We start from the raw sequence: 24,622 nt of genomic DNA, 5'->3' as shown, positions 1-24,622 counted from the left end.
CATACACTCCCCCATGATTAAAGTTGTACAGCCGCCAGTGTTTTATCTAATATGGCGGTCAATTCGTCCACATGACCTTTGTTGATAATCAGCGGCGGTACAAACCGGAGTACATCGCCGGCGGTGCAGTTGATAATGGCCCCCTGCTGCATGCAGCTGTTAACAATATCCCGCCCCGGCCGGGTGAGTTGGGCCGCAACGATCAGCCCCTGGCCGCGGACCTCGCTGATCAGGGCCGGATACTTTTCCCTGAGCAGGTTAAGACGGGCCATCAGGTATTCCCCTACCGCCCGGGCATTTGCCAGCAGCTGCTCGGCCTGAATGGTATCAAGAACCGCATTGGCAGCGGCGCAGGCCAGCGGGTTGCCGCCAAAGGTGGAGCCATGGTCGCCGGGCCCAAAAGCGGCGGCAACCTTATCGGTGGCGATAAAGGCGCCGATCGGCACACCGCCGGCTAATCCCTTGGCCAGGGTGACAATATCAGGAATAATACCTAAATGCTCATACGCAAACATTTTGCCGGTACGGCCAACCCCGGTCTGAATTTCGTCCAGGATTAGGAGCGCGCCGTACTTGTCGCACAGGGTCCGCACTTTTTTAAAGTAATCCGGGTCCGGCAGGTTAACCCCGCCCTCCCCCTGGATGGGTTCCAGCATTACGGCACAGGTCTTGTCAGATATCAGGGCTTCCAGGGCGGCAATATCATTAAACGGCACATGGATAAAACCACCTGGCAATGGCTCGTAGCCATGCTGGTATTTAGGCTGAGCCGTAGCGGTCAGGGTCGCCAGCGTCCGCCCGTGAAAGGATTGCTCGGCGGTGATGATCTGCACCTTATCGGACTGAATTTTCTTGCCGTATTTGCGGGCCAGCTTAATGGCCCCTTCGTTGGCTTCGGCGCCGCTGTTGCCGATAAATACCTTGCCGAGACCGCTGGCGGTTACCAGTGTCCGGGCCAGGGTGGCCTGCGCCTCTGTATAGTAAAGATTAGAGCAGTGAATCAGTTTGCCGGCCTGTTCCGCCACCGCCGCCACCAGCTTAGGATGGGCATGGCCCAGAACATTGACGGCAATGCCGGCCAGAAAATCTATGTATTTATGGCCTTCGTTGTCATAAACATAAGGACCCTCGCCGTGGCTGAGGACAATGGGATAGCGGGCGAATACCGGCATATAGCAGGCATTGTCAAGTTCAATTACTGTTTGCTTATCCACTGATATACCTCCTGTATTTAACCACTTCGGTCCCAATCCCCTCGGTGGTGAAGATTTCCAGCAGCAGCGAGTGCGGTTTGCGGCCGTCGATAATATGGGTTTTGGCCACCCCGGCAGCCAGCGCTTTTACGCACGCCTCCACTTTGGGGATCATCCCGCCCTCAATGCTGCCGGCTTTAATCATTTCCTGCGCTTCAGCCAGCGACAGGGTGGAAACAAAAGTGCTCTTATCACTGTAATCGCGATAGATGCCTTCCACATCGGTTATCAGGGCCAGCTTCTCCGCCCCCAGGGCCGCCGCCAGCTCACCGGCCACATAGTCGGCGTTGATATTGTAGGTAGCCCCGTCTTTGCCGACGCCAATCGGGGAAATAACCGGGATATAGCCCTGGTCCAGCAGTTTCTCGACAATACCGGTATTAAGTTTGAGTACATCACCGACAAAACCGATATCCACTTCTTTGGTTTGACCATTGTCACGCACCTTGGCCAGGTGCTTGGACGCAATAATCAGATCGGCGTCCTTGCCGCTCAGGCCAACTGCTTTGGCCCCAAGGAAGTTCAGCAGCTTAACGATTTCGCTGTTGATTTTACCAACAAGCACCATCTCCGCAATCTCTACGGTCTCGGCGTCGGTAACCCGCAGGCCGCTGACAAAGCTCGATTCCTTGCCAAGCTTTTTCAGCATGCCGGTAATCTCCGGTCCCCCGCCGTGGACAACCACCGGCCGGATACCGGCGTATTTAAGAAAGATAATGTCCTGCATGACATTTTTCTTGAGTTCCTCGTTGAGCATGGCGTTGCCGCCGTATTTAATCACAATAGTATTGCCGGCAAACCGCTGCAGATAAGGCAGCGCTTCAATAAGTACAGCCGCTTTTTCTACTGAATTAATCATATTCATCATCCCTTCCCCATTTTAACCTTGCTGTCGTTGTCACGGGGACGGTTCCTCCGGCCCAGCTCAAAGCCAGACTGTGTGGCGGAAGAACCGCTCCCAAATACTATCAGGTGGTGTATTCCCCGTTAATTTTGACATATTCGTAGGAAAAATCACAGGTCCATACGGTCGCCGACGCCGTCCCCAGCCCCAGGTCGAGAGTCACGGCAATATCCCTGGCCGCCATAACGGCTTTGAGTTTCTCCGTATCAAAGCCGGCAGCTCCCTGGCCATTGACAACAATGGTTAAGCCGCCGATGACCAGCGAGGTTTTATCCGGCTGGCTCTGGGCGCCGGAATAACCCGCTGCGCACAGGATACGCCCCCAGTTGGGATCCTGGCCGAAAAAAGCGGTCTTGACCAGCGGGGACTTGGCAATCGCCATGGCGGCACATTTTGCTTCCGCAAAAGACACCGCCCCGGTAACGTTAATCTCCAGAAACTTAGTCGCCCCTTCCCCGTCCCGCACGACCAGCTGGGCCAGCTCGGTACACACGGTTTTAAGGGCAGTATAGAAATCCTGGTAGCTTTGGCTGTCGGTTGTGGTAATTGGCGTATTGCCGGCCTCGCCGTTGGCGATTACCGCCACCATATCATTGGTGCTGGTGTCGCCATCTACCGAGATCATGTTGAAGGACAGCTCAACCGCCTGGCTGAGCGCCTGTTTCAGGATTACGGAATCAATGGCGGCATCGGTGGTAATAAAGCTCAGCATTGTTGCCATATTGGGATGGATCATGCCCGCCCCTTTGGCAATGCCCGCAATTTTGCAGGCTTTGCCGTTAAGGGTGAACTGATAGGCACAGGACTTGGCAAAGGTGTCGGTAGTCATAATTGCGGCCAGCAGCGCTTCATGGCCGGCCTCACTTAAACTGCCGGCAGCCCGGTTGATGCCGGCAGCGACTTTCGCCATTGGCAGGTTAACACCAATGACCCCGGTGGAAGCCACCAAGACCTCACAGTCGTCCAGCTTGAGCGCTGTGGCGGTTGTATGAACCATGGCCCGGGCATCAGCCAGTCCCTGATCGCCGGTACAGGCATTGGCACAGCCGGAATTGATAACAATGGCGCGGGCTTTGCCCCGGGTAATCGCCTGGCGGGAGACAAGCACCGGCGCTGCGGCCATCTTGTTGGTGGTAAACTGGGCGGCGGCAGCGGCAGGGACGGTGCTATAGATAATGCCCACATCTTCTTTGTCATTCTTCTTTATACCGGCGTGGACGCCCGCTGCGGTAAACCCTTGCGGCGCGGTAATACCACCGGTGATTTTCGTTAACATTACAGTTCCCTCCTACGGATACAGGGGCGCATTGTCGAGCCCGGTCCGTTCCTCAAGCTTAAACAGTACATTCATATTTTGCACAGCCTGGCCGGCGGCCCCCTTAACCAGGTTATCGATAGCGGCAACAGCAACTACCCGGCCGGTTCGTTTGTCAATATGCCAGCCCAGGTCGCAGAAATTAGTGCCCCGGGTATTTTTGGTGGCAGGATAGCCTCCCCGGCCTAACAGCCTGATAAAATATTCGTCACCATACAGCGAGTGGTAGGCCCCGTCAACGGCCTCCGCCGTAACCCCCTGTTTCAGGGTAGCATAACAAGTGCTGAGAATGCCTCTGGCCACCGGGATCAGGTGAGGCGTAAAGCTAATGACAAGGGCTTCGCCTGCCAGTTCGCCCAGCACCGCCTCAATTTCCGGCGTGTGCCGGTGTCCGGCGACATTGTACGCCTTAACGTTTTCAAAGACTTCGGTAAAATGGGATCCCAGGTTCAAACTGCGGCCGGCACCGGAAACCCCGGATTTGGCATCGACAATGATGCTGGTCAGGTCGATCAGCCGGTGCTGCACCAGCGGTGCCAGGGCCAGTATACTGGCGGTTGTGTAGCAGCCGGGGTTACCGATAATTGACGCTTCCCGGACCTGGCTGCGGTTTAATTCCGTCAACCCGTACACGGCTTGCGCTTCCTTATGGGTGTGGGGAACCTTATACCATTGTTCATATACGGCATGATCCTTAAACCGGTAATCGGCGCCAAGGTCAATAATCTTGATGTCTTGATTGGCGGCTGTAGCCTTACGGCCAACCTCCATGGCATGACCATGAGGCAAACCGATAAATAAAACCTCGCTCTGCTTTGCTATCTGCTCCAGGTCAGCCAGGCTTGCTAGTTTTTTGTCGTAAAATCGTGTAAAATGGGGATATATTTCATTAATGGCAGTACCGGGCTGGCTTTCGGAGGTAATATAGAGTACTTCAGCCGCCGGATGGGATGCCAGAATTCGCAACAGCTCCGCACCGGTGTAGCCGGTTGCGCCTATAATGCTTATTTTCATTGTTTTCACTCCTTCGCATGTTATAATAATACATTATGAATGAATATTAATGCAAGCATTTTCGTGTTTTGTATACATTAATTTTTTTTGAGGTATTTATGACGATTGATTTCAGCCCCCTGCTGGGATTTATTGAACAATACAGTTATGGAGCGGTAGGTGTGGCCATGCTGCTGGAAGGCATGTGCCTGCCTGTCCCCAGTGAACTGGTACTGGGCTTTGCCGGCTTTATGGTCTATCAGGGTATTTTCAGTTTTCCGGCGGCTGTGTTTTCCGGCTGGCTTGGCAGTATGCTGGGTTCCTTGTTCATCTATGCGGTGGCCAGGCAGGGCGGACGCCCGTTTCTCTACCGCTTCTGCCGGCTTTTCCGCCTCTCACCGGTTTATATTGATAAGATCGGGGCGTCTTTTGTCCGTTATGGCCCCCGGCTCATTGTCCCCTGGCGCCAGTTGCCTGTTGTCCGCACCAAAATCAGTATTGCCGCCGGCCTGCTGAATATGAGGTTCCTTCCCTTCGCCCTGCATACAGCCGCCGGGATTGCGGTCTGGTGCACGCTGGCAGTGGGGTTAGGCGTATTCCTGGGCCCCCACTGGCCGGCACTGCTGTCGCTAGGCGCTGAGCCCGCCTACCTGGCCATCACCCTGTTCGCGGTGGTTGCTGTCATTACGATCTCTTGGCGTATTGCCTATAAAAGAAAAAAAGAGGCCCCAGATATTCGCCGGTAGCCTCGTGCCTTCAAAACCTGACTTCGCCGGTAATCGGTATGCTGCGCCCGCACCGGGGGCAGTTTTTTGCGTTTAACCGGCTAAGCCCCTGCAGACGGTCAAGCACCTGACAGCCGCAGTCCGGGCAATAGGTGACCGCTCCCTGGCTGCCCGTATTGCCGGGATAAACATAATTAAGGGCCTGGCGGGCGATGGTGCAGGCCTGCTCTACGGTGCTGACAGGGGTCGGCGGGGCAGCCAGCTTGTAATTGGGGAAATAGCGGGAGAGATGCAGCGGTATATCGGGATTAATGCCTGCCAGCCATTCGGCCAGGGCATTTATCTCGGCGGCGGCGTCATTGAGCCCCGGCACAATCAGGGTGGTAACCTCTACATGGCAGTGCCGGGCCGCCAGTTCGACGGTCTGTTTGACCTGCTCCAGCCGGCCGGCGCATATTTGCCGGTAAAACTGATCGTTAAAGGCCTTAACGTCGATATTCATGGCCGCAATATAGGGCAGCAATTGCTGTAGGGGCTGCAGGTTGATAAAACCGTTGGTGACCAGTACATTGTTAAGCCCGGCGGCTTGTACCAGACCGGCGGTGTCCAGGATATACTCGTACCAGACACTGGGTTCCGAATAGGTATAGGCTACCCCGATGTTCCCCCTGCCTGTCAGTTGGCCGGCCAGGGCCGCGGCGGCGGCGGGCGGCAGGCTGGCTACCGGCGGCTGGCCATGGGCGATCGGCCAGTTTTGGCAAAAGCGGCAGGCAAAATTACAGCCCCAGGTCCCGAGAGACAGGATGCGGCTGCCAGGATAAAAGTGATAGAGAGGTTTTTTTTCGATAGGGTCAAGGGCCTGGGCTGTCGCCTGGGCATAATTGAGGCTGTATAAAGTACCGCCCGTATTTTGGCGTACCCGGCAAAAGCCGGTCTGCCCCTCGGGTATGATGCAGCCTTTGGGGCACAAGCCGCAGGCAATCTCCTTGTTGTGCCGCCTGTAGTAGAGCGCCTCGCGCACCTGTTTCACCTGCTTCGCCTTACTTATATCTGGTTACGGTAAAACGATATAAATCGACCTTTTCCTCCGGGCCAATCCCCGCTTTTTCCCTGGCAATCGCCACCTGCCCGGCCGCCGTATCCACGCCGGCCAAATCAGGCAGCAGCAGACCGGAACGCTGTCCTTGGCGCACAATCACCCCATACTGCCTGGGGTCAAGCGCATCGATACCGGCAATCGGCTCCGGCGCCGCCAGGATATCGACTGAAATCTCAAGCGCCGGCACTTCTGACAAGTCAATGGGCGGAAAACGGGGGTCCTCCGTCCCGGCGCTTACGGCATTTTGAATAATTTCTTCCGCTATTGTCGGCCGGGTGGGAGCGAAGGTGCCGATACAGCCCCGCAGCTGTCCGCCTTTTTTAAAGGAAACAAAAACTCCGGCGCGCCCTGCCAAAACAGCGGGCAGGACAGCCGGTTTCTCCATTAGCCGGCCGGTGCGCAGATAATAGGCAAGACTTTCCCGGGCCAGAGCGGGCACTTTATGTTCGCCAACCATAGTGACACCTCTATTTCTTCCCTTTTATTTTATAAAGAACAACAGCATAACCGACACCAAACGGCCCTTCATAGGAGAGATTGGTTGCTTCCACGTCAAACCCGCCCATCACGCCCAGCAGAAAAAAGATGGGTCTGAGCCCGCATTCCCCGGCCGCTTCAATCAGCTGCCTGTCCATATTGAGCAAGGCTTTGACATCCGCATTTTTGAGAGCAGCCACTACCTGGTGGTCAAACTCGGCCCCGCGCGGGTTATAACCGGCCGGCGCGGCCGGTGTCAGGCGATGAGACAAATCACCGGAGGCAATGACAGCAACCCGTTTGTCCATATTGCCGATCGCTGCCTGCACTGCTTTCCCGAAGGTATACATCTCTTCATAAGCCAGCAGCCCGATCGACAGGTGTACTATCTGCCCCTTAAATCCCGCTTTGGCCAGATAGTACAGCGGCACAAATGCGCCATGATCCAGGGCTAATGAGGTGCGGTAATTTTTCGCCATATCGTCAGTCAGTTCCAGCAGGTTAATACCCAGCCGCTGACAGTTGCGGATAATATGCTTAATTAATAGATTATCGGTCTCAAAGCCGAGGGTTACATCGGCAGCACCAAAATTGGCCATATTGCCCCGCAGGCGGGGATGGATACTGACTGTAACCGCATCTTCAAAGACAGGCCCATGGGGGCTGATGATGACAACGGTCTGCGGGTTGCTTTCTTTTAGCAGCTCAGCCACCTGGTTAGCTGTCTCGACAGTATTTTTAATTCCCTGTAATTCGTCTTTTCCCACTTCCGGGATCATGAGCGGCGGATGCGGCATGAGCGCACAGCCAATCAGGTTGTCCATATAATCGCTCCCTTGAATTAGTGGTACATTTTTGTAAGAACGACTAAAGCTTCTGCCTTGCCCGCAGGCTCGGTAGAAGCAAGTCTGATCTTATCTTCCCACATTTTGGCTAAAATGATACGCCAGGGCTTTGGCCATATACTCGGCCAGTTTTTGTTGATAAGCATCGCTGTTAAGGCGCACTGCCTCGTCCGGATTGCTGATAAAGCCGGTTTCAACAAGTACACCCGGTATATTTACAGATTTCAATATCATAATATCAGAATCCTGCTTGATTTGACGTTTGTTGCCTGGAGGAAAATTTTTTAATGCCTGCTGCATTATCTCTGCCAGTTGTTTGTTCTCCGCCAGTTGGGGATGGTAAAAGACCTGGGCCCCGGACCAGTTGGCGCCCCGGATGGCATTGCAATGAATGCTGATAAACACATGGGCGCCGGAGCTTTCAATAATTTCAGCCCGTTTTAGCAGATCATTGCGTTTGCCGCCTTTGCCTTTTGTATAATAATCAACATCACCGTCCCGGGTAAGAACCGGCGTTACCCCGTTGGCGGCCAGGACATCGGCTAATTTCACGGCAATCGCCAGATTTATGTTTTTTTCGTCAATGCCATTCCATTTGGCCCCGTCATCAATGCCGCCGTGGCCGGCATCAATCGCCACGATCTTGCCTGTAAGCACGGACATATTGGCATTTTCAATGTCGTCAAATACCAGATAATGCAGTGTCAGGAGGTTTAACACTACTATGGCAATGCTGAAAACCACCGCACTCACTAATCGCCGCCGTGGTACCACCAATATACGCATGTTATCCCCTGCCCCTCTTTCATGACCTTTGCTATTTACACTGTATTCTCTATTGCCTGATTAAATGCTAAAATATAGGTAAAGGTTATGCTGCAGGAGGTAAAATGGTGAACGGCAGACGTGTGCGGATTGGTCGGTTATTAGCCCTATTGCTCATTATATTTGCCCTTACGTTTTGGTGGGCCGGCGGCGATTTGATGCTGCGGTCGGTAATTCCTAAAAATCCGGGCCTGCCGGCAGAGGCTGGGACTGTAATTTCCGAGGCCGCCAGTGTGTGGGAGCGGGTCCACCGGATTATATTTCTTAAAGAAGCGGTTGAAGCCGCTTTGGACAAAAAAAGCTATGTCAGCCTGAACGATACGCCGCTGGCCTTGCAACAGGCTATTATTGCGGTTGAGGATAGTCGCTTTTATCAGCATATGGGGTTTGATATTGAGGGAATTGTCAGGGCAACCCTTGTCAATGTCCAGACAGGCTCTTATTCTGAAGGCGGCAGCACAATCACCCAGCAGCTTGTTAAAAACTTATTCCTGTCCCAGGAACGCACCCTGAGCCGCAAGCTGGAAGAGTTTGTCCTGGCCATTGATATCGAGCTTTGTTATTCCAAAGAGGAGATTCTGGAGATGTATCTTAATTCTATTTATTTCGGTTCCGGCGCCTATGGGATTGGCGAGGCCGCGGCCATTTATTTCGGCAAACCGCCTTTTCATCTGAATCTGGCCGAGTGCGCCCTGCTGGCAGGATTGCCGAATGCACCCTCTCTTACCTCTCCCTATGTTGACTTTTCGGCCGCTAAACAGCGTCAGGCGGTTGTGCTTGCGGCTATGGCCCGCAACAGCTATATCGGCCCTGCCCAGGCGCAGGAAGCCAAGTTAACCCCCATACTGTTAGCTAAATAAAGACAACCACGGCTTGCGCCGAGCCTTGGGCAAAAGCGCCGGCCGCTGGTGCCTTTATTCAGGGAAACTATACTATATCATAATAAAAAGATCTGGCGCTCGGCCAGATCTTTTTTCGTCTACCACAATATACATAAACGCTGTGAACATAAGAACAGGCAGTTCTTAAAGGGTATCCGCCAACGGCCTTGGCACAAGCCAAGTCTTTTCTTACCGGGAAAGCCTCGGGTGCCAGCAGCGGCTTACCTTCCCGGACTGCCGGGGACATTAACGGCGATAAGGCTCACCATGCACCAGTAAACGAGCAGCTCGGACAATTCTTCCAGCATTTGCGAATGAGCGCTGAGGGCGGCAACCAGATTTTTTTCAAAAACAAGCTGCGAGGCCAGGGCAGCCAGGATTAACAGGCTGACATCAACCACCGCTACCCGCAGGCCGGGCTTGATATGCTCCCAGTCAAAATTGCGCCACAGGCCAAGGAGTGTGCTAATAATGATGACAGTAAGGACCGGATAGCAATAGGGCCCATACCAGATATCCTGAATAGCCGGAAAGGCAGGGCCCTTTGCCCCAATGGCCACCGGGTCAAAAAATACCCGTCCCCAGCTCAGTTCGCGGCCGGCCAGGACCAGCCAGACCGGGATCATCCATAACCACAGGTTATGAACTTTCCTGTCCTCATCCTTCCGCCGTGCCGCCAGCCAGGATAAAAACGCGCCGGCACTAAGAATAACTACCTGCGTGTTTTCTATCGGTCCGTTTTCCCACCCCCACCAGGCGGGCAGGGATACCCCCAGCGGAAATAGCAGGGCCGATAAAAATAAGGATATCCAGGTTGTGGGGAATAACTTCCGGGAAAATAGGTATTTGTTCTGCATTGGCAATGACTCCTTCAAATTTACCGCGATGTAAATTAGCAACCGGCTGATAACAGAATAATTCCCTGCCGGCGGTAAAATCCCTTCCCTATTTCCTGCAGGACGGACTAATCGCAGGCCGGAGCTATTTCTCAATGGCTGTGCTCATCTGCTTCGGCTTCTGCCTTGGTTAGATGCACGGTTCCTTTCGGATGTTGAGGCGGGGCATAGATTGAATACAGTTTCAACGGGCTTCTCCCTGTATTGATTAGGTTATGCCAGGTTCCTGCCGGAATAAAAAAGGCATAATCATCACCGACATATCTTTGGAAGTATAAATCATTCTTGCGATTTCCCATTTTAACAATCCCCACCCCTTTTTCAATGTGAATGAACTGGTCAAGATCGGGATGAAGCTCCAGCCCGATTTCACCGCCAACGGGGATACACATCAGGGTTAGCTGCATGTATTCGCCCGTCCATACGGTGGTACGGAATGCCTTATTTTTTTTTGTTGCCTGCGCAATTTTTATGAGCAAGGGTTTTGGACCATAGTCGATTGCCGGATAAGCGTTTGGCGCCTTGTTCACGGGATATTTGGGGCGATTCATAGTATCCTCCTTTTCCAGTCGTTTGTTACCATTATATGATGCTACGCAAGTTAGGTGATGTGTATTCATTATGTCTCTATCCGGCTCGTGCATGACGGCTGGCGGATTAAAAATTAACAGAGACATTAAAAGCCGCCCTATTCATCCGTAGGAAGAGGGCGGCACTTTTGACTAGCGTCAATAAGTTATTATTTTTTCTGGGATTTAATCTGCTCCAATATACCGCTTGCTTGCAATGTTTTTTGGAGCTTTTGGCTATCATCGATCCATTTATCTGTTGATTCTTGGGGACCCAAATATTCTACCTTGTTTCCGATCCTCTCCATATTCGCCTTAAACTCCGGGTCATTTATAATAGCTTTTAACCTCTCTGCCAGCTTATTTTTAACTGCAACCGGTGTTTCTTTGGGAACCGCGATTCCGTGCCAATTGTCTATAGTAATGTCAATGCCTAGCTCTTTTAAGGTTGGTACATGCGCAAATAATGGATCATCCATACGCTGCTTGCCAGTCACGGCCAGAATTTTTATCTTGCCACTTTTTACATGCTCTTTGATTGGCACAGGACTAACAAAAGCAAGCTGAATGTGGCCACCTAACAATGCGGGTATTGTCTCACCCGCACCGGAGAAGGGAACCTGCTCAATTTGAATTCCGGCATCATGATTAAGCATCTCGCACAGTATATGCGGAAATGATCCACTACCATTGTTCCCAAACTTTAGCTTCCCAGGGTGTTTTTTGGCATACGCAACCAGGTCGCTCAGTGTTTGCCAGGGTTGATCGGCTTGTACCGCCAGCAGCATCGGTACGGCGGTTACCTGCGCCAGCGGGCTTAATGCGGTTATATAATTATATTTACCTGACTCATATAGCGATAGTAATAACAATTCACTCGCTGTTGCGCCAATAGTGTAGCCATCAGCCGGAGCGGCCGCTACCTCATTCCAGCCAATGGCACCAGCACTCCCGGGCTTATTAATAATGGTCAATGGTTGTCCCAAATGCTTGATGGATAATTTTTCCAACGACCTTGCTGTCAGATCCAGACCGCCCCCAGCATTGTATGGAACAATTACAGTAATAGGCTTCTCGGGATATTTTTGAACAGGTATTGCTACTTCTTCCTCTTCACCACAACCCCCTATTATGATCGAAATAACCAATGCTGCTACTGCTAGTAAGACACTTACTCTTCTCCTCACTACACGCTTACCTCCTCGTTCTGCAAAATATTACAATTCAGACAATAATTAACTAAATTATATGATAATTTCCATGTAATATATTGTCATTTAGGGCATGGAAATAAAAAAATGCCTGCTCAATAGCAGACAGTCTATGAATCATTAACTGTTCTATAGGCATTTCATCACCACCTCATTTCAGGCATAGAAAAACCGCTCTTAAAGAGCGGTCAGCATAGCAATCTGGAATTGTGGGGCTTGGTTTTTACTGGTATAATATATTTGGGTTGTTCAGGACGGTTAGCACTCCCGCTGATAGGGAGTGATGCTGGCAATGTAATCCTTCGCATAGGTAAATTCCGGTTGCGAGCCGGACAGCCGGGCAATAAAGTTAGACACAGTGTTGCCGTAAAGGGAGAAAAAGGTAAAACTTACATGTTCTTAAAAAGCAAAACCCCTGCAAACACAGAGTTTGCAAGGGTTTCAATTTTTCCGGAATTAACGCTTTGAAAATTGGGAAGCTTTACGGGCTTTTTTGAGGCCGTATTTACGGCGCTCTTTTTCGCGCGGGTCACGGGTTAAGAGACCTGCTTTCTTAAGCGCCGGACGGAATTCACCGTCAACTTTTAAGAGCGCGCGGGAAATGCCATGACGGACTGCGCCGGCCTGGCCGGAAACGCCGCCGCCCTCAACCTTTGCCAGAACATCGTATTTGCCGACAGTGTCGGTAATGTTAAGCGGCTGAGTCACAATCAGCTCAAGGGTTTTCAATCCGAAATACTCGTTAAGCTGACGATTGTTAACGATGATCTTGCCTTCTCCCGGAACCAGACGAACTCTGGCAACCGAGGTTTTTCTGCGGCCTGTGCCGTAGTAAGTAACCAATGCCATATATATGTTCCTCCTTTCCGGTATTACCTAATATTAAGTTCCAGCACTTCCGGCTGCTGCGCGGAATGCGGATGGTTAGCGCCAGCGTAAACATTCAGTTTACGGTACATCTGACGGCCAAGGCTGTTTTTGGGAAGCATGCCTTTAACAGCCAGTTCAATAACACGCTGCGGTTTGTCAGCGAGCATTTTGCCGGCAGGGGTAAAGGTCGTGCCACCGGGATAGCCGGAATGACGGAAATAAGTCTTTTGCTCCAGCTTCTTGCCAGTTAATACAATTTTATCGGCATTAACCACAATTACATGGTCGCCGGTATCAACATGGGGGGTAAAAATCGGTTTATTTTTGCCGCGAAGCACTTTCGCGACTTCAACGGCCAATCTACCAAGGGTTTGACCCTCAGCATCCACGACATACCATTTGCGCTTTATGTCGGCCGGGTTTGCCATAAAAGTTTTCATGTCTATCCTCCTCATACAAGCTAAAAGGAATAAAATTCTGAGAGACAAGTTATGATCGTTTAACCTTGAATTCCGGGGCTAATGGAATGCATGGCAAAAAACTCATAAAACTATTGTAATAAATTAGTTAAAGGATGTCAAGCGTTATCCCTTGTCATCGTAAAATTATTTTGTTTGGCATCAGTATTTTACCTCAACCAGAAACAAGCCTTGCGGCGGGGCGGTCATTCCCGCGGCCCGGCGGTCGCGGCCCGCCAGTATGCCGGCAAAGCCGGCCGGTGTCAGCCGGTGCTGCCCGACTTTGACCAGCGTCCCCACCAGGTTGCGCACCATATGGTATAAGAAGCCTGTTCCCCAAAACTCAAACTCAATGATGGCATTGCCCATTTCCCGGCAAGAAACCGCTAGCAGTGTCCGTACAGGACTTACCGGCGCCCCGCCGGTGGCACGGAAAGCAGAAAAGTCATGGGTGCCGACAACAGCCTGCGCCGCCTGGTGCATCAGGGCGGTGTCAAGTTTGGCAATACAATGCCATGTATAGTTGCGCTCAAATGGATTCGGGGGACGGGTATTCCAAATCCGGTACCGGTAGATCTTGCTCTGGGCTGAACGCCGGGCATGAAAGTCCCTAGGCTCTTCACTGGCGCCAATAACAACAATATCCGGCGGCAGCACGGCTTTGGCCGCCATAGCAATACGGTCTGCCGGTATTGTCCCGGTAGTCGTAAAGTTTACAACCTGACCATAGGCATGGACTCCGGCATCGGTACGGGCGGCGCCGTTAAGTTTAATGGGCTGGCAAAATATCGGACTCAGCCGTTCTTCCACCACCTGCTGAATGGTCCTTGCGGTATTGGCCTGGCGCTGGTAACCATGGTAGGCAGTTCCGTCATAAGCCAGTATCAGTTTAATATTTCTCATATGGCCAGCTTATATACCCTGACCAGCACTAACACCACAATCAAACCGGCCAGGGCGGCCGCTGCCGCCAGGTCCCGGCTGCCCAGCCGCAGTTCTTTCATCCGGGTGCGGTTTTCCCCGCCCCGGTAGCACCTGGCCTCCATGGCGACAGCCAGTTCGTCAGCCCGGCGAAAGGCACTGATAAAGAGCGGCACCAGCAGCGGCACCATGTTTTTGGCCCGGCGCAGAATATTGCCTGAGGTAAAATCGGCCCCCCGGGCCATCTGGGCTTTCATAATCCGGTCGGCTTCTTCCAGCAGGGTAGGAATAAAGCGCAGGGCAATTGTCATCATCATCGCCAGTTCATGGGCCGGAACTCCCAGCCGGCGGAAGGGATTAAGCAGGCGTTCGATCCCATCGGTCAAAGCGATAGGGGAGGTAGTAAAGGTTAATAAGGAGGATACCGCAATTAAGAGTGCCAGCCGCAGGGACATGAGTATACCCATACGCAGGCCTTCTTGGGTGACAGTCAAGGGACCCAGGTTATAGATGACAGTTCCCGGGGTACTAAAGATATGAATGGCAAGTGTCAGCAGAATAATAATCCATAAGGGTTTGAGGGACCTGACCACCATCTTGGCAGGAATGCCTGATATACCGACAATCATCGCCGCAAAAGCGGCCAGTATGCCATAGGCCAGGTAGTTCTCGGCTAAAAAGATGGTGCAAATATAGGTAATAACACTTAAAATTTTGGTGCGGGGATCGAGCAGGTGTATGGGGGAACGGCCCGGAAAATACTGACCGAGAGTGATATCAGTTAACATGTTTGCGCCCCCTCACGGCTGCCAGTATGTCCGCCGCCGCCGCCTCGGCCGACAGCGCGTGATTGCTAATCTGTAAGCCTTTAGCCTGGAGGCTGTCGATCAGTGCCGTCAAAGGCGGTACATCAACACCGGCGGCCCTCAGTTCCTGACGGCCGCTGCCGAAAATATCCCGCGGTGTACCGTCAAGGCTGATTTGACCGCCGTTCATGACCAGCACCCGGCTGGCAAAGCGGGCGATATCCTCCATATTATGAGATACCAGGATCACCGTAGTCCCGGTTGTCTGATGCAGTTTATCAATCTGGCCAAAGATTTCATCCCGCCCCCGGGGGTCCAGACCGGCGGCAGGCTCATCCAAGGCCAGATAATCCGGTTCCAGGGCAATCACCCCGGCAATGGCCACCCGCCGCATCTGACCGCCGCTAAGGTTAAACGGGGAGCGATCCTTAAACTGCTGGTAATCCAGTCCGACAAAAGCCATAGCCCGCCGTACGCGCTCCTCCATTTCGTCTGCCGGCACGCCTAGATTCTTAGGACCAAAAGCAATATCCTCATAAATGCTTTCTTCAAATAATTGATGCTCAGGATACTGAAAAACCATCCCTACCCGCCGACGGGCGTTTCGGGCGGCCTCGGTCTTGGCCTTGATATCGACCCCATCTACGGTGACCTGACCGGTGGTCGGCGCAATCAGGCCGTTCATATGCTGGACAAGGGTTGATTTCCCTGAACCGGTATGGCCGATAATGCCGATAAATTCACCTTTATTGATGGTCAGGCTGATATTTTGTATGGCTGTCCGCCGGTAAGGAGTATCCGGCATATAGGTGTAGGTAACATCATCAAAGATTATGGACATAAAGCCACCACCAGTTGTTCATCACTTATTATATTTGTTGACAGTTCCAGGCCTTGCCGGCGCAGGCAGGCAGCCACCTCAGCCGCCGCCGGGACATCAAGTCCCATGGACTTCAGCCTGTCCACCTGGCTGAATATCTCAACCGGGGTTCCCTGCATGACAATACGGCCCTGTTCCATAACCACTACCCGGTGGGCAGCAACCGCTTCCTCCATGAAATGGGTAATATAGACAACGGTAATGCCTTCCCGGTTCAGCCGGCAAACGGTATCAAGCACTTCTTTGCGGCCCCGGGGATCAAGCATGGCTGTGGGCTCGTCCAAAACCAGGCACCTGGGGCGCATTGCCAGGACACCGGCAATAGCGACCCGCTGTTTTTGGCCGCCGGACAAAAGGTGTGGTCCATGGTGCCGGTAATCGGCCATGTTGACAAGGGCCAGGGCTTCAGTTACCCGCCGGGAGATTTCGGCCGGAGCTACCCCCAGGTTTTCCGGGCCAAAGGCTACGTCTTCTTCGACAATTGCGGCGACAATCTGGTTGTCGGGATTTTGAAACACCATCCCGACTTGCTGCCGTATCTCCCAAACCTTAGCCGGATCAGCCGTATCCAGCCCCCCAACCAGACACTTGCCGCCGGTCGGCAGGATGAGGGCATTGAGGTGTTTGGCCAAGGTCGATTTACCGGAGCCGTTGGTACCAATCACGGCAACAAATTCTCCCTGACTTACTGTCAGGCTAATATCAGTAAGCGCACTAACCTCCTGACCTTCATAGCCCTGGTAGGTATGACGCAAGTTTTCAAGTTTAATAATTTCTCCCATATGAGGCTGCACACCCCTTTACCAATAATACAACAAAACTAGGTAAGAATAAAGGCGACCCGCCGGGTCGCCCTTGTCTCTGAGCCTGTTACACTAATTCGATAATCGCCATCGGCGCAGCATCGCCCCGGCGAGGTCCCAATTTTAGCACCCGGGTATAACCGCCTTGACGTTCGGCATATTTCGGCGCAATGACGTCAAATAATTTTGTTACAACTTCTTCGTCGTAGAGGCTTGATAACACTTGGCGGCGGGCATGCAGGTCGCCCCGCTTAGCCAAAGTAATCATTTTATCGGCCAGGCCGCTGATTTCTTTCGCCTTAGCTTCTGTTGTTTCAATACGCTCATAGGCAAAGAAGGAAGTCAACATACTGCGAAACAGCGCTTTGCGAGCGCTGGTATCCCGTCCTAACTTTCTGTAGGCCACAACTCTTCCCTCCCTTTATTCTTCGTGTTCCGCAAGTGACAGACCCATTTCAACAATCTTTTTCTTCACTTCTTCCAGTGACTTGCGGCCTAGGTTGCGAACCTTCATCATATCTTCCTCGCTTTTTTGGACAAGCTCGGAAACGGTGTTAATTCCAGCCCGTTTTAAACAATTGTAGGAACGCACGGAAAGATCCAGGTCCTCAATGGTCATTTCCATGGTCCTGTTTTTACCTTCTGCAGGTTCTTCTGAGACTAAACCCTGACCCTCATCCTCTTCAGGAGGTTCTCCGGCAATATTTTGAAACAATTTCAGGTGCGACACCATTATGCCAGCAGCCTTACTGACCGCTTCTTCAGGACGCATACTGCCATCTGTCCATACTTCCAGTGTCAGCTTGTCATAGTTGGTAACGTTGCCGACACGGGTGTCGGTTACGTTATAGTTGACACGCACAATGGGCGAGAAGATGGAGTCAATAGGAATGATCCCGATTACATGGTCGGGTTTTTTGTTTTTATCAGCCGGTACATAACCTTTGCCTTTTTCCACCATGATTTCCATGCGGAGCTTGCCGCCTGCACCAACTGTTGCCAGGTGAAGGTCTTCGTTCAAGATGTCAATATCGGCGTCGGCTCTGATATCGCCTGCAGTGACTTCGCCTTCTTCAAACGCTTCAACCAGTAAAACCTTGGGCTCGTCACTATGCATTTTCAGACACAGTTCTTTTAGATTTAGAATAATGTCGGTGACGTCCTCCCGAACCCCGGGAATAGTAGCAAATTCGTGAAGAACACCGTCAATTTTCACTGAAGTTACAGCCGCACCAGGCAATGACGATAAAAGCACTCTTCTTAAACTGTTGCCCAGCGTGATGCCAAAGCCCCTGTCAAGCGGTTCCCATACGAATTTACCGTAACGGTTGTCTTCACTTACTTCCACTATTTCGATCTTCGGTTTTTCGATTTCAATCATCCGGAAAAAACCCTCCTCATTTGCGCAAACTCTTAGTTACGCCTTCGCCACGGTTGAGGGCAGATTATCTCGAGTACAATTCTACAATTAGATGTTCCTGGATAGGAATATCAATTTCCTCCCGGGTTGGGTAGCGCGTAACTTTACCACTCATATCGGCAGCCGTAAGTTCGATCCAAGCTGGAGCTTGCTTATGACCAAGAGATTCAGCGATTTTCTTCATAATTGGTGATTCTTTGCTTTCTTCCCGTACGGCAACAACGCTGTCGGCTTTGACCAGGAAAGAAGGAATATCCACCCGGCGGCCATTGACATTGATTAAGCCATGACGCACCAGTTGTCTTGCCTGGTTGCGGCTTTCAGCCAGCCCCATACGGTAAACAACATTATCGAGTCTTCTTTCCAGCATAACCAGCAGGTTTACGCCGGTAATGCCTTTTTGGCGTTCCGCTTTTTCAAAGTAGTTCCGGAATTGACGCTCAAGCACGCCGTAGATACGGCGGGTTTTTTGTTTTTCCCGGAGCTGAATGCCGTATTCGGAAACTTTTTTCCGGGTTTGACCGGCGCCATGCTGGCCGGGAGCAAAACCGCGCTCTGTAAAGGAGCATTTATCACTATAGCATCTATCGCCTTTAAGGTACAGTTTTGCACCTTCCCGGCGGCATAATCTACAAACAGGACCTGTATATTTAGCCATTCTTACCAAACACCTCCCAATTCCCTACACTCTTCTTCTTTTCGGCGGACGGCATCCATTATGCGGAATGGGTGTTACGTCTTTAATCATATTCACTTCCAGGCCGGCAGCCTGCAGTGAACGGATAGCAGCCTCGCGGCCGGCGCCAGGGCCTTTAACGAATACTTCGATTTGTTTAAGACCATGTTCCATAGCCGCTTTGGCAGCCGTTTCGGCAGCCATTTGCGCAGCAAACGGGGTGCTTTTACGCGAGCCTCTGAAGCCGAGGCCACCGGCGCTGGCCCAGGAGATCGCATTGCCTCTGGTGTCAGTGATGGTTACGATCGTGTTGTTGAAAGTGGAACGGATATGAGCAACACCATGTTCTATATTTTTACGCTCTTTGCGTTTGGGTCTGGCAACTTTTTTAGCAACCAATGGTTATCCCTCCTTTACTTCTTCTTCTTCGCGCCAACAGTCTTTTTCGGGCCTTTACGGGTACGGGCATTGGTCTTGGTACGCTGACCGCGCACCGGCAGACCCATGCGGTGCCGTTTGCCCCGGTAAGAGCCGATCTCAATGAGCCGCTTAATGTTAAGAGCTTCTTCACGGCGAAGGTCACCTTCGACGCGATAGTTTTTATCAATGCTTTCACGCAGTTTGGCAACTTCTTCCTCAGTTAAATCCCTGGTACGGGTATCAGGATTGATCCCGGTCTTGGCGAGAATTTCTTTGGATAGCGTAAGACCAATTCCAAATATATATGTTAAAGCAATTTCAATGCGTTTGTCACGCGGTAAGTCTACACCGGCAATACGTGCCATGGTTTAATCCACCCCCTGTCTATTTATTAGCCTTGTTTTTGTTTATGTTTGGGATTTTCGCAAATCACCATTACTCTGCCATGTCGTTTAATGACTTTGCATTTTTCACATATAGGCTTAACCGATGGCCTTACTTTCATAATTAAACCTCCTTATCGTGTGTCCGTCGCCCGTCAGTCCGTGTTCGCACATCGAATTGACCAACGAACTTACGAACCCACAAACACCTGCTATTTAAACCTATAGGTAATACGGCCGCGTTTTAAATCATATGGTGTAAGTTCAATCGTAACTTTATCACCTGGCAGAATCCGGATAAAATTCATACGGATTTTACCTGATACATGCGCCAGTACAATATGACCGTTTTCCAGTTTTACCTGAAACATGGCATTAGGCAGCGCCTCAATGACCGTACCTTCTACTTCAATTACATCTTGTTTAGACATGAGCTATCCCCTCCTCGTCCGCTTTTAAGAGCTTATCTGGCACCCCGATGTGGGCGAGGGCCTGACGGAGTTCTTCATCAGTGGGTTTTAAACCGCCGGTTAAAGCTTCCGCCACATCGTTAGCGATAGAATGCCTTTTTACGTGCTTAACGTTCTTTTTCTTAGGGCTTGCGACCTTACGTACGCGTCCGTCAGCTACCAGAAGAGTTTGTGGCTTATACCACCCTAGTACCACATAGGCGTGACCTGCATCACGTCCTGCGGATGATATCACAATGTGCCCTGGGTTTATAGTTCCATCCGGCACAAGCCGTCTCCTCCTATAGTTTTGTTAATATTTCCGGACCATCGGCCGTGATGGCAATGGTGTGTTCAAAATGAGCCGAACGCTTGCCGTCAGCAGTCACTACTGTCCAGTTGTCGCTCAAGGTCTTAACCTCATGAGTCCCTGCGTTAATCATAGGCTCTATGGCTAATGTCATACCAGATTTTAAGCGCGGGCCGCGTCCAGGTAGCCCATAATTAGGTATTTGCGGATCTTCGTGCATATTTCTGCCGATGCCATGCCCGACAAAGTCCCGCACTACCCCATAACCATGTTCTTCAGCGTAGGCTTGAATGCTATGCGAAACGTCGCCTAAACGGCTGCCGGCAATAGCTTTCTCAATCCCTTTATATAGCGACTGTTCGGTAACTTCGATAAGCTTTCCGACCTCGGCATCCACCTCGCCTACCGGCACGGTAATCGCAGCATCGCCGCAATAGCCGTTGATGATGGCGCCGATGTCAATACTTACATTATCTCCATTTTTTAACCTTTTTAATCCAGGAATGCCATGAACTACCTCATCATTGACCGAGGCGCAAATGTTGCCGGGAAAGCCATGATAGCCTTTAAAGGCCGGCACCGCGCTCTTGCTTTTGATATATTGTTCGGCAATCCTGTCAAGCTCCAGCGTAGTGACATCAGGTTTTACCGCTTTTTTGACTTCAGCAAGCGTCTCTGCCACTATCCGCCCGGCATCACGCAGGTAGTTTAATTCCCTTTGTGATTTTAATATGATCATACTTGCCCGCCTCTCAGGCTACTGACAATGTCTTGCAGGACATCATCGATCGGCTGCAGACCGTTGATTTCGGTGTACAGGCCCTTGTCCTGATAATACTCAATCAGCGGCTGGGTTTGGGTCTGATATACCGCCAGACGGTTAATCACTGTATCTTCCCGGTCGTCATCACGCTGATACAGTTCGCCACCGCACTTATCACACACGCCGCTTGCTTTCGGGGCATTAAAGGCGATATGGTAGGTAGCGCCGCAGCTTCGGCAAATCCGCCGCCCGGTCATACGGCCGACCAGTTCAGACCCCGGGGCAGTAATATTGATAACCCGGTCAAGTTTGATGATAAGTTCAGTCAGAGTACGGTCCAGAGCCTCGGCCTGGGCAAGGGTGCGGGGAAAACCGTCCAGGATAAAGCCCTGCTTGCAATCGTCTTTTGCCAACCGCTCTTTTACTATGCCAATGGTCACACTGTCAGGCACCAGCTGTCCGCCATCCATGCAGGCTTTCGCCTGTTTGCCAAGCGCAGTGCCTTCTTTGACTGCCGCCCGGAACATATCACCGGTTGAGATGTGGGGGATTTTAAAGTTTTCTACCAGTTTGGCCGCCTGCGTGCCTTTACCGGCACCAGGCGGACCCATTAACAGAATAAACATGACCACTACCTCCTACTTCATGAAGCCTTGGTAGTGACGCATGAGCACCAGCGCCTCTATTTGCTTCATGGTATCCAGAGCCACACCTACTACGATTAAGAGGGCAGTGCCGCCAAAGTATACCCCTTGGACGTTGGTTACTGCGCCAACAAAATTCGGCAGGATTGCGATTATGGCCAGGAAGATTGATCCGGCCAGAGTAATTCTGGTCATAACCCGGTCTAAATAATCGGCGGTAGGTTTACCCGGCCTGATACCCGGAATAAACCCGCCGTGTTTTTTCATGTTCTCTGCCATATCTGATATGTTCATGGTAACCGCAGTATAGAAGTACGTGAAGAACACGATTAGCAGCGCATACAATATTGTTTGCACCGGCGTGCCCCACGCAAACCACCCTGCCACTGTTTTTACCCAGGGTACATCAATAAACTGGGCAATAGTTGCCGGGAACATCAGCACAGATGACGCAAAGATTATCGGAATAACACCCGCTTGGTTCACTTTAAGCGGTATATGCGTGGAATGACCGCCATACATTTTCCGGCCAACGACCCGTTTGGCGTACTGCACGGGGATACGGCGCTGACCTTGCTGTATCGCGATTACGAAAACAATCATAGCAAGAGCAATGATTAGGAACAGAAATACATTGAAGATATTAATGGTTCCGGCGCTGACATATTCATACATTGTATACAGGCCGCCCGGAAGACTGGAAACGATACCGGCAAAGATAATCAGTGATATGCCGTTACCAATCCCTTTTTCAGTGATTTGCTCACCCAACCACATAAGGAAAGTTGTACCTGCAGTCAGCGTTAGCGCTACAAGCAAGATGGAGCCAATACCGGGGTTAATAATTGCTGCTTTCAGACCGAAGGCCATGCCTATTGCCTGGATAAACCCAAGAACAACAGTACCATAGCGGGTAATTTGGGTAATTTTCTTGCGGCCCTCATCGCCTTCTTTGGCCCACTGCTCGAATTTCGGCACAACTACGGTGAGCAGCTGCATAATAATCGAGGCATTGATGTAGGGGGTAATACTCATGGCAAATATGGAGAATTTGCTCAAAGCACCGCCGGAAAACAGATCTAGCAGCCCAAACAGATTACCGCTGGTAAACAGCTGCTCGATAACGGCGGCGTTTACTCCCGGTACCGGGATATGTGTACCCAACCTGAATATCAAGAACATGACCAAGGTGAAAACAATCTTCTGCCTCAGTTCAGTAATCCTCAAAATGTTCGAGAGCTGTGACAGCAATTAAATCACCTCGACTGTACCGCCGGCAGCCTGAATTTTTTCAGCGGCCGACTTAGTAAAGCCATTGGCTTTAACGGTTAAAGCCTTGGTAAGCTCGCCATTGCCCAGGATCTTAAGGCCATCAAGCACTTTTTTAACTACACCGGCATCTACCAATGCTTCCAGATCCACAACCGCACCGTTGTCAAAGCGGTTGAGTACTTCCACGTTAATTTCGCTGTATTGCTTAGCGAAAATATTGGTAAAGCCGCGTTTCGGCAGTCGTAAGTACAAGGGCTTTTGGCCGCCTTCAAAACCTGGACGCACGCCGCCGCCGGAACGGGCATTCTGACCTTTATGGCCTTTACCGGCAGTTTTGCCAAGACCGGAGCCAAGACCGCGGCCAATACGGGTGCGAGCCTTTTTTGAACCAGGCGCTGGAGCTAATTCATGTAATTTCATTAACAGCACCTCCTTGAACTAATATATTAGTTATTGTCGTTTGCTTTATTCCGCAACTGTTTCGACGGTAACAAGGTGTTCTACTTTGCGAACCATACCCTTGATTGCCGCATTGTCTTCTTTGACTACAGTGCTGTTGGTTTTCTTGAGGCCCAATGCAGCTACTGTTGCACGTTGGTCTTTAGGTCTGCCAATCAGACTGCGAGTTAACGTAATTTTAAGCTTCGCCATTGTGTTACCTCCTTAACCCAACAGTTCCTGAACGGTTTTGCCCCGCAGGCTGGCAACTTCTTCAGCCCGTTTAAGCTGGCTGAGACCGGCAATGGTAGCCCGGACCATATTGTTGGCGTTAGACGAACCAAGCGATTTAGTCAGGATATCGTGAATACCGGCAAGTTCAAGCACAGCACGGGCCGGGCCGCCGGCAATTACGCCTGTACCTTCGGATGCAGGCTTTAATAATACTCTGCCGGCGCCAAACTCACCCAAGATTTGATGAGGAATAGTGGTGCCGACAATGGGAACTTTAATCAGGCTTTTCTTAGCGTCTTCCACGCCTTTACGAATCGCTTCCGGCACTTCGGCAGCTTTGCCTAAACCGAAACCTACATGGCCGTTGCCATCGCCGACAACTACCAGAGCGCTGAAAGAAAAGCGCCTGCCGCCTTTTACTACCTTGGCGACCCGGTTAATGAATACAACTTTTTCTTTAAGGTCAAGACCGGTGTAATCAATTCTGGCCATTTATTTCCCTCCTTTTCTTAGAATTCAAGTCCGGCTTCGCGAGCAGCAGCAGCCAGGGCAGCGACGCGGCCGTGATAGATATAGCCGGCGCGGTCAAATACTACTTTTGTGATTCCTTTTTCGAGGGCCCGCTTGGCGATTGCCTCGCCTACCGCTTTAGCCGCATCAATATTGCCACCGTACTCAACCTGTAAGTCTTTATCCAGGGTGCTGGCCGCTACTAACGTAGTGCCATTTTTATCGTTGATAATCTGAGCATATATATGCTTCAAACTACGGAATACGTTAAGACGAGGGCGTTCGAGACTGCCGGTCAGATTCTTCCGGGCTCTTAATTGACGCTTCTGACGCCCGATATTTTTACTTGGTTTACGCAGCAAGGTGTTCACT

The 24,622-nt window shown here is 51.3% G+C and carries 34 protein-coding genes; 2 read left to right on the top strand and 32 right to left on the bottom strand.

The window, feature by feature from the left end:
- Positions 1 to 17: 17 nt before the first annotated feature.
- The 4 genes from ACZ481_RS02770 to argC form a co-directional block, all read right to left on the bottom strand.
- A complete protein-coding gene (locus ACZ481_RS02770; protein ID WP_464768656.1) occupies positions 18 to 1,214 on the bottom strand; it encodes an acetylornithine transaminase in 1,197 nt (398 codons plus the stop codon).
- Positions 1,207 to 2,112, bottom strand: coding sequence for an acetylglutamate kinase (gene argB, locus ACZ481_RS02765; protein WP_464768655.1), 906 nt, complete (start codon positions 2,110 to 2,112; stop codon positions 1,207 to 1,209). Before argB ends, ACZ481_RS02770 begins: the two co-directional genes overlap by 8 nt.
- A gap of 109 nt (positions 2,113 to 2,221) precedes the next feature.
- On the bottom strand, positions 2,222 to 3,433 hold the full coding sequence (argJ, locus tag ACZ481_RS02760) for a bifunctional glutamate N-acetyltransferase/amino-acid acetyltransferase ArgJ (RefSeq protein WP_464768654.1): 1,212 nt from the start codon (positions 3,431 to 3,433) through the stop codon (positions 2,222 to 2,224).
- A gap of 12 nt (positions 3,434 to 3,445) precedes the next feature.
- Complete coding sequence (argC, locus tag ACZ481_RS02755) at positions 3,446 to 4,486, bottom strand: N-acetyl-gamma-glutamyl-phosphate reductase (protein ID WP_464768653.1); 1,041 nt, start codon at positions 4,484 to 4,486, stop codon at positions 3,446 to 3,448.
- Between the two features lie 68 nt (positions 4,487 to 4,554).
- Here argC and ACZ481_RS02750 point away from each other — a divergent pair, with 68 nt between their 5' ends.
- Entirely contained in the window at positions 4,555 to 5,211 is a 657-nt protein-coding gene (locus ACZ481_RS02750; protein ID WP_464768652.1) for a DedA family protein, read from the top strand.
- Between the two features lie 10 nt (positions 5,212 to 5,221).
- Here the strand turns inward: ACZ481_RS02750 and amrS are convergent, their stop codons facing one another.
- The 4 genes from amrS to ACZ481_RS02730 all read right to left on the bottom strand — a co-directional run bounded on the left by amrS (position 5,222) and on the right by ACZ481_RS02730 (position 8,397).
- Positions 5,222 to 6,220, bottom strand: a complete 999-nt coding sequence (gene amrS, locus ACZ481_RS02745) for an AmmeMemoRadiSam system radical SAM enzyme (RefSeq protein ID WP_464768651.1) — start codon at positions 6,218 to 6,220, stop codon at positions 5,222 to 5,224.
- Positions 6,221 to 6,230: 10 nt separating this feature from the next.
- Positions 6,231 to 6,746, bottom strand: a complete 516-nt coding sequence (gene amrA, locus ACZ481_RS02740) for an AmmeMemoRadiSam system protein A (RefSeq protein WP_464768650.1) — start codon at positions 6,744 to 6,746, stop codon at positions 6,231 to 6,233.
- Positions 6,747 to 6,756: 10 nt separating this feature from the next.
- Positions 6,757 to 7,590 carry an AmmeMemoRadiSam system protein B gene (gene amrB / locus ACZ481_RS02735; RefSeq protein ID WP_464768649.1) on the bottom strand — a complete coding sequence of 278 codons (834 nt, stop codon included), beginning with the start codon at positions 7,588 to 7,590 and terminating at the stop codon, positions 6,757 to 6,759.
- Positions 7,591 to 7,680: 90 nt separating this feature from the next.
- On the bottom strand, positions 7,681 to 8,397 hold the full coding sequence (locus ACZ481_RS02730) for an N-acetylmuramoyl-L-alanine amidase family protein (RefSeq protein ID WP_464768648.1): 717 nt from the start codon (positions 8,395 to 8,397) through the stop codon (positions 7,681 to 7,683).
- Between the two features lie 104 nt (positions 8,398 to 8,501).
- Between ACZ481_RS02730 and ACZ481_RS02725 the strand changes: the two genes are divergently transcribed.
- A complete protein-coding gene (locus tag ACZ481_RS02725) occupies positions 8,502 to 9,296 on the top strand; it encodes a transglycosylase domain-containing protein (RefSeq protein WP_464768647.1) in 795 nt (264 codons plus the stop codon).
- 242 nt (positions 9,297 to 9,538) lie between these two features.
- Here ACZ481_RS02725 and ACZ481_RS02720 read toward each other — a convergent pair whose 3' ends face one another.
- The 24 genes from ACZ481_RS02720 to rplR all read right to left on the bottom strand — a co-directional run bounded on the left by ACZ481_RS02720 (position 9,539) and on the right by rplR (position 24,612).
- Positions 9,539 to 10,174: a hypothetical protein gene (locus tag ACZ481_RS02720; protein ID WP_464768646.1), complete on the bottom strand. Its 636-nt coding sequence runs from the start codon at positions 10,172 to 10,174 to the stop codon at positions 9,539 to 9,541.
- 131 nt (positions 10,175 to 10,305) lie between these two features.
- Positions 10,306 to 10,890: a cupin domain-containing protein gene (locus tag ACZ481_RS02715; protein WP_464768645.1), complete on the bottom strand. Its 585-nt coding sequence runs from the start codon at positions 10,888 to 10,890 to the stop codon at positions 10,306 to 10,308.
- Between the two features lie 62 nt (positions 10,891 to 10,952).
- The gene (locus ACZ481_RS02710) at positions 10,953 to 11,912 is read right to left on the bottom strand and encodes a Bug family tripartite tricarboxylate transporter substrate binding protein (protein ID WP_464770565.1); all 960 of its coding nucleotides are present in this window, start codon (positions 11,910 to 11,912) and stop codon (positions 10,953 to 10,955) included.
- A gap of 537 nt (positions 11,913 to 12,449) precedes the next feature.
- A complete protein-coding gene (gene rpsI, locus ACZ481_RS02705) occupies positions 12,450 to 12,842 on the bottom strand; it encodes a 30S ribosomal protein S9 (protein WP_144348563.1) in 393 nt (130 codons plus the stop codon).
- A 23-nt stretch (positions 12,843 to 12,865) separates the two neighbouring features.
- Complete coding sequence (gene rplM / locus ACZ481_RS02700) at positions 12,866 to 13,303, bottom strand: 50S ribosomal protein L13 (protein WP_464768644.1); 438 nt, start codon at positions 13,301 to 13,303, stop codon at positions 12,866 to 12,868.
- 180 nt (positions 13,304 to 13,483) lie between these two features.
- The gene (gene truA, locus ACZ481_RS02695) at positions 13,484 to 14,224 is read right to left on the bottom strand and encodes a tRNA pseudouridine(38-40) synthase TruA (RefSeq protein WP_464768643.1); all 741 of its coding nucleotides are present in this window, start codon (positions 14,222 to 14,224) and stop codon (positions 13,484 to 13,486) included.
- A complete protein-coding gene (locus tag ACZ481_RS02690; protein WP_464768642.1) occupies positions 14,221 to 15,030 on the bottom strand; it encodes an energy-coupling factor transporter transmembrane component T family protein in 810 nt (269 codons plus the stop codon). The genes truA and ACZ481_RS02690 overlap by 4 nt, the downstream gene beginning before the upstream one ends.
- Positions 15,020 to 15,889, bottom strand: coding sequence for an energy-coupling factor transporter ATPase (locus tag ACZ481_RS02685; protein WP_464768641.1), 870 nt, complete (start codon positions 15,887 to 15,889; stop codon positions 15,020 to 15,022). The genes ACZ481_RS02690 and ACZ481_RS02685 overlap by 11 nt, the downstream gene beginning before the upstream one ends.
- Positions 15,880 to 16,710, bottom strand: a complete 831-nt coding sequence (locus tag ACZ481_RS02680; RefSeq protein ID WP_464768640.1) for an energy-coupling factor transporter ATPase — start codon at positions 16,708 to 16,710, stop codon at positions 15,880 to 15,882. Before ACZ481_RS02680 ends, ACZ481_RS02685 begins: the two co-directional genes overlap by 10 nt.
- An 88-nt stretch (positions 16,711 to 16,798) precedes the next feature.
- Entirely contained in the window at positions 16,799 to 17,137 is a 339-nt protein-coding gene (gene rplQ, locus ACZ481_RS02675; protein WP_144348557.1) for a 50S ribosomal protein L17, read from the bottom strand.
- Positions 17,138 to 17,152: 15 nt separating this feature from the next.
- Positions 17,153 to 18,112: a DNA-directed RNA polymerase subunit alpha gene (locus tag ACZ481_RS02670; RefSeq protein WP_464768639.1), complete on the bottom strand. Its 960-nt coding sequence runs from the start codon at positions 18,110 to 18,112 to the stop codon at positions 17,153 to 17,155.
- A 64-nt stretch (positions 18,113 to 18,176) separates the two neighbouring features.
- Complete coding sequence (gene rpsD, locus ACZ481_RS02665; RefSeq protein ID WP_464768638.1) at positions 18,177 to 18,809, bottom strand: 30S ribosomal protein S4; 633 nt, start codon at positions 18,807 to 18,809, stop codon at positions 18,177 to 18,179.
- A 24-nt stretch (positions 18,810 to 18,833) separates the two neighbouring features.
- Positions 18,834 to 19,226, bottom strand: coding sequence for a 30S ribosomal protein S11 (gene rpsK, locus ACZ481_RS02660; RefSeq protein WP_144348554.1), 393 nt, complete (start codon positions 19,224 to 19,226; stop codon positions 18,834 to 18,836).
- A gap of 14 nt (positions 19,227 to 19,240) precedes the next feature.
- A complete protein-coding gene (gene rpsM / locus ACZ481_RS02655; protein WP_464768637.1) occupies positions 19,241 to 19,612 on the bottom strand; it encodes a 30S ribosomal protein S13 in 372 nt (123 codons plus the stop codon).
- Between the two features lie 26 nt (positions 19,613 to 19,638).
- Positions 19,639 to 19,752 carry a 50S ribosomal protein L36 gene (rpmJ, locus tag ACZ481_RS02650; protein WP_094607412.1) on the bottom strand — a complete coding sequence of 38 codons (114 nt, stop codon included), beginning with the start codon at positions 19,750 to 19,752 and terminating at the stop codon, positions 19,639 to 19,641.
- A 90-nt stretch (positions 19,753 to 19,842) separates the two neighbouring features.
- Complete coding sequence (gene infA, locus ACZ481_RS02645) at positions 19,843 to 20,061, bottom strand: translation initiation factor IF-1 (protein ID WP_084577080.1); 219 nt, start codon at positions 20,059 to 20,061, stop codon at positions 19,843 to 19,845.
- Positions 20,054 to 20,176 (bottom strand): hypothetical protein, encoded by a 123-nt coding sequence (locus ACZ481_RS02640; RefSeq protein ID WP_464768636.1) that lies wholly within the window; start codon positions 20,174 to 20,176, stop codon positions 20,054 to 20,056. Before ACZ481_RS02640 ends, infA begins: the two co-directional genes overlap by 8 nt.
- A gap of 205 nt (positions 20,177 to 20,381) precedes the next feature.
- A complete protein-coding gene (gene map, locus ACZ481_RS02635; RefSeq protein ID WP_464768635.1) occupies positions 20,382 to 21,128 on the bottom strand; it encodes a type I methionyl aminopeptidase in 747 nt (248 codons plus the stop codon).
- Positions 21,125 to 21,778 carry an adenylate kinase gene (locus tag ACZ481_RS02630; protein WP_464768634.1) on the bottom strand — a complete coding sequence of 218 codons (654 nt, stop codon included), beginning with the start codon at positions 21,776 to 21,778 and terminating at the stop codon, positions 21,125 to 21,127. The genes map and ACZ481_RS02630 overlap by 4 nt, the downstream gene beginning before the upstream one ends.
- A gap of 12 nt (positions 21,779 to 21,790) precedes the next feature.
- The gene (secY, locus tag ACZ481_RS02625) at positions 21,791 to 23,047 is read right to left on the bottom strand and encodes a preprotein translocase subunit SecY (protein ID WP_464768633.1); all 1,257 of its coding nucleotides are present in this window, start codon (positions 23,045 to 23,047) and stop codon (positions 21,791 to 21,793) included.
- On the bottom strand, positions 23,048 to 23,488 hold the full coding sequence (rplO, locus tag ACZ481_RS02620) for a 50S ribosomal protein L15 (RefSeq protein ID WP_464768632.1): 441 nt from the start codon (positions 23,486 to 23,488) through the stop codon (positions 23,048 to 23,050).
- Positions 23,489 to 23,533: 45 nt separating this feature from the next.
- Positions 23,534 to 23,719: a 50S ribosomal protein L30 gene (gene rpmD, locus ACZ481_RS02615; protein ID WP_464768631.1), complete on the bottom strand. Its 186-nt coding sequence runs from the start codon at positions 23,717 to 23,719 to the stop codon at positions 23,534 to 23,536.
- A gap of 12 nt (positions 23,720 to 23,731) precedes the next feature.
- On the bottom strand, positions 23,732 to 24,232 hold the full coding sequence (gene rpsE / locus ACZ481_RS02610; protein WP_144348546.1) for a 30S ribosomal protein S5: 501 nt from the start codon (positions 24,230 to 24,232) through the stop codon (positions 23,732 to 23,734).
- Positions 24,233 to 24,249: 17 nt separating this feature from the next.
- On the bottom strand, positions 24,250 to 24,612 hold the full coding sequence (rplR, locus tag ACZ481_RS02605; RefSeq protein ID WP_464768630.1) for a 50S ribosomal protein L18: 363 nt from the start codon (positions 24,610 to 24,612) through the stop codon (positions 24,250 to 24,252).
- Between the last annotated feature and the right edge of the window lie 10 nt (positions 24,613 to 24,622).

It is taken from the genome of Sporomusa intestinalis (assembly GCF_055383785.1).
This window is presented reverse-complemented; position numbering and strand designations above follow the sequence as displayed.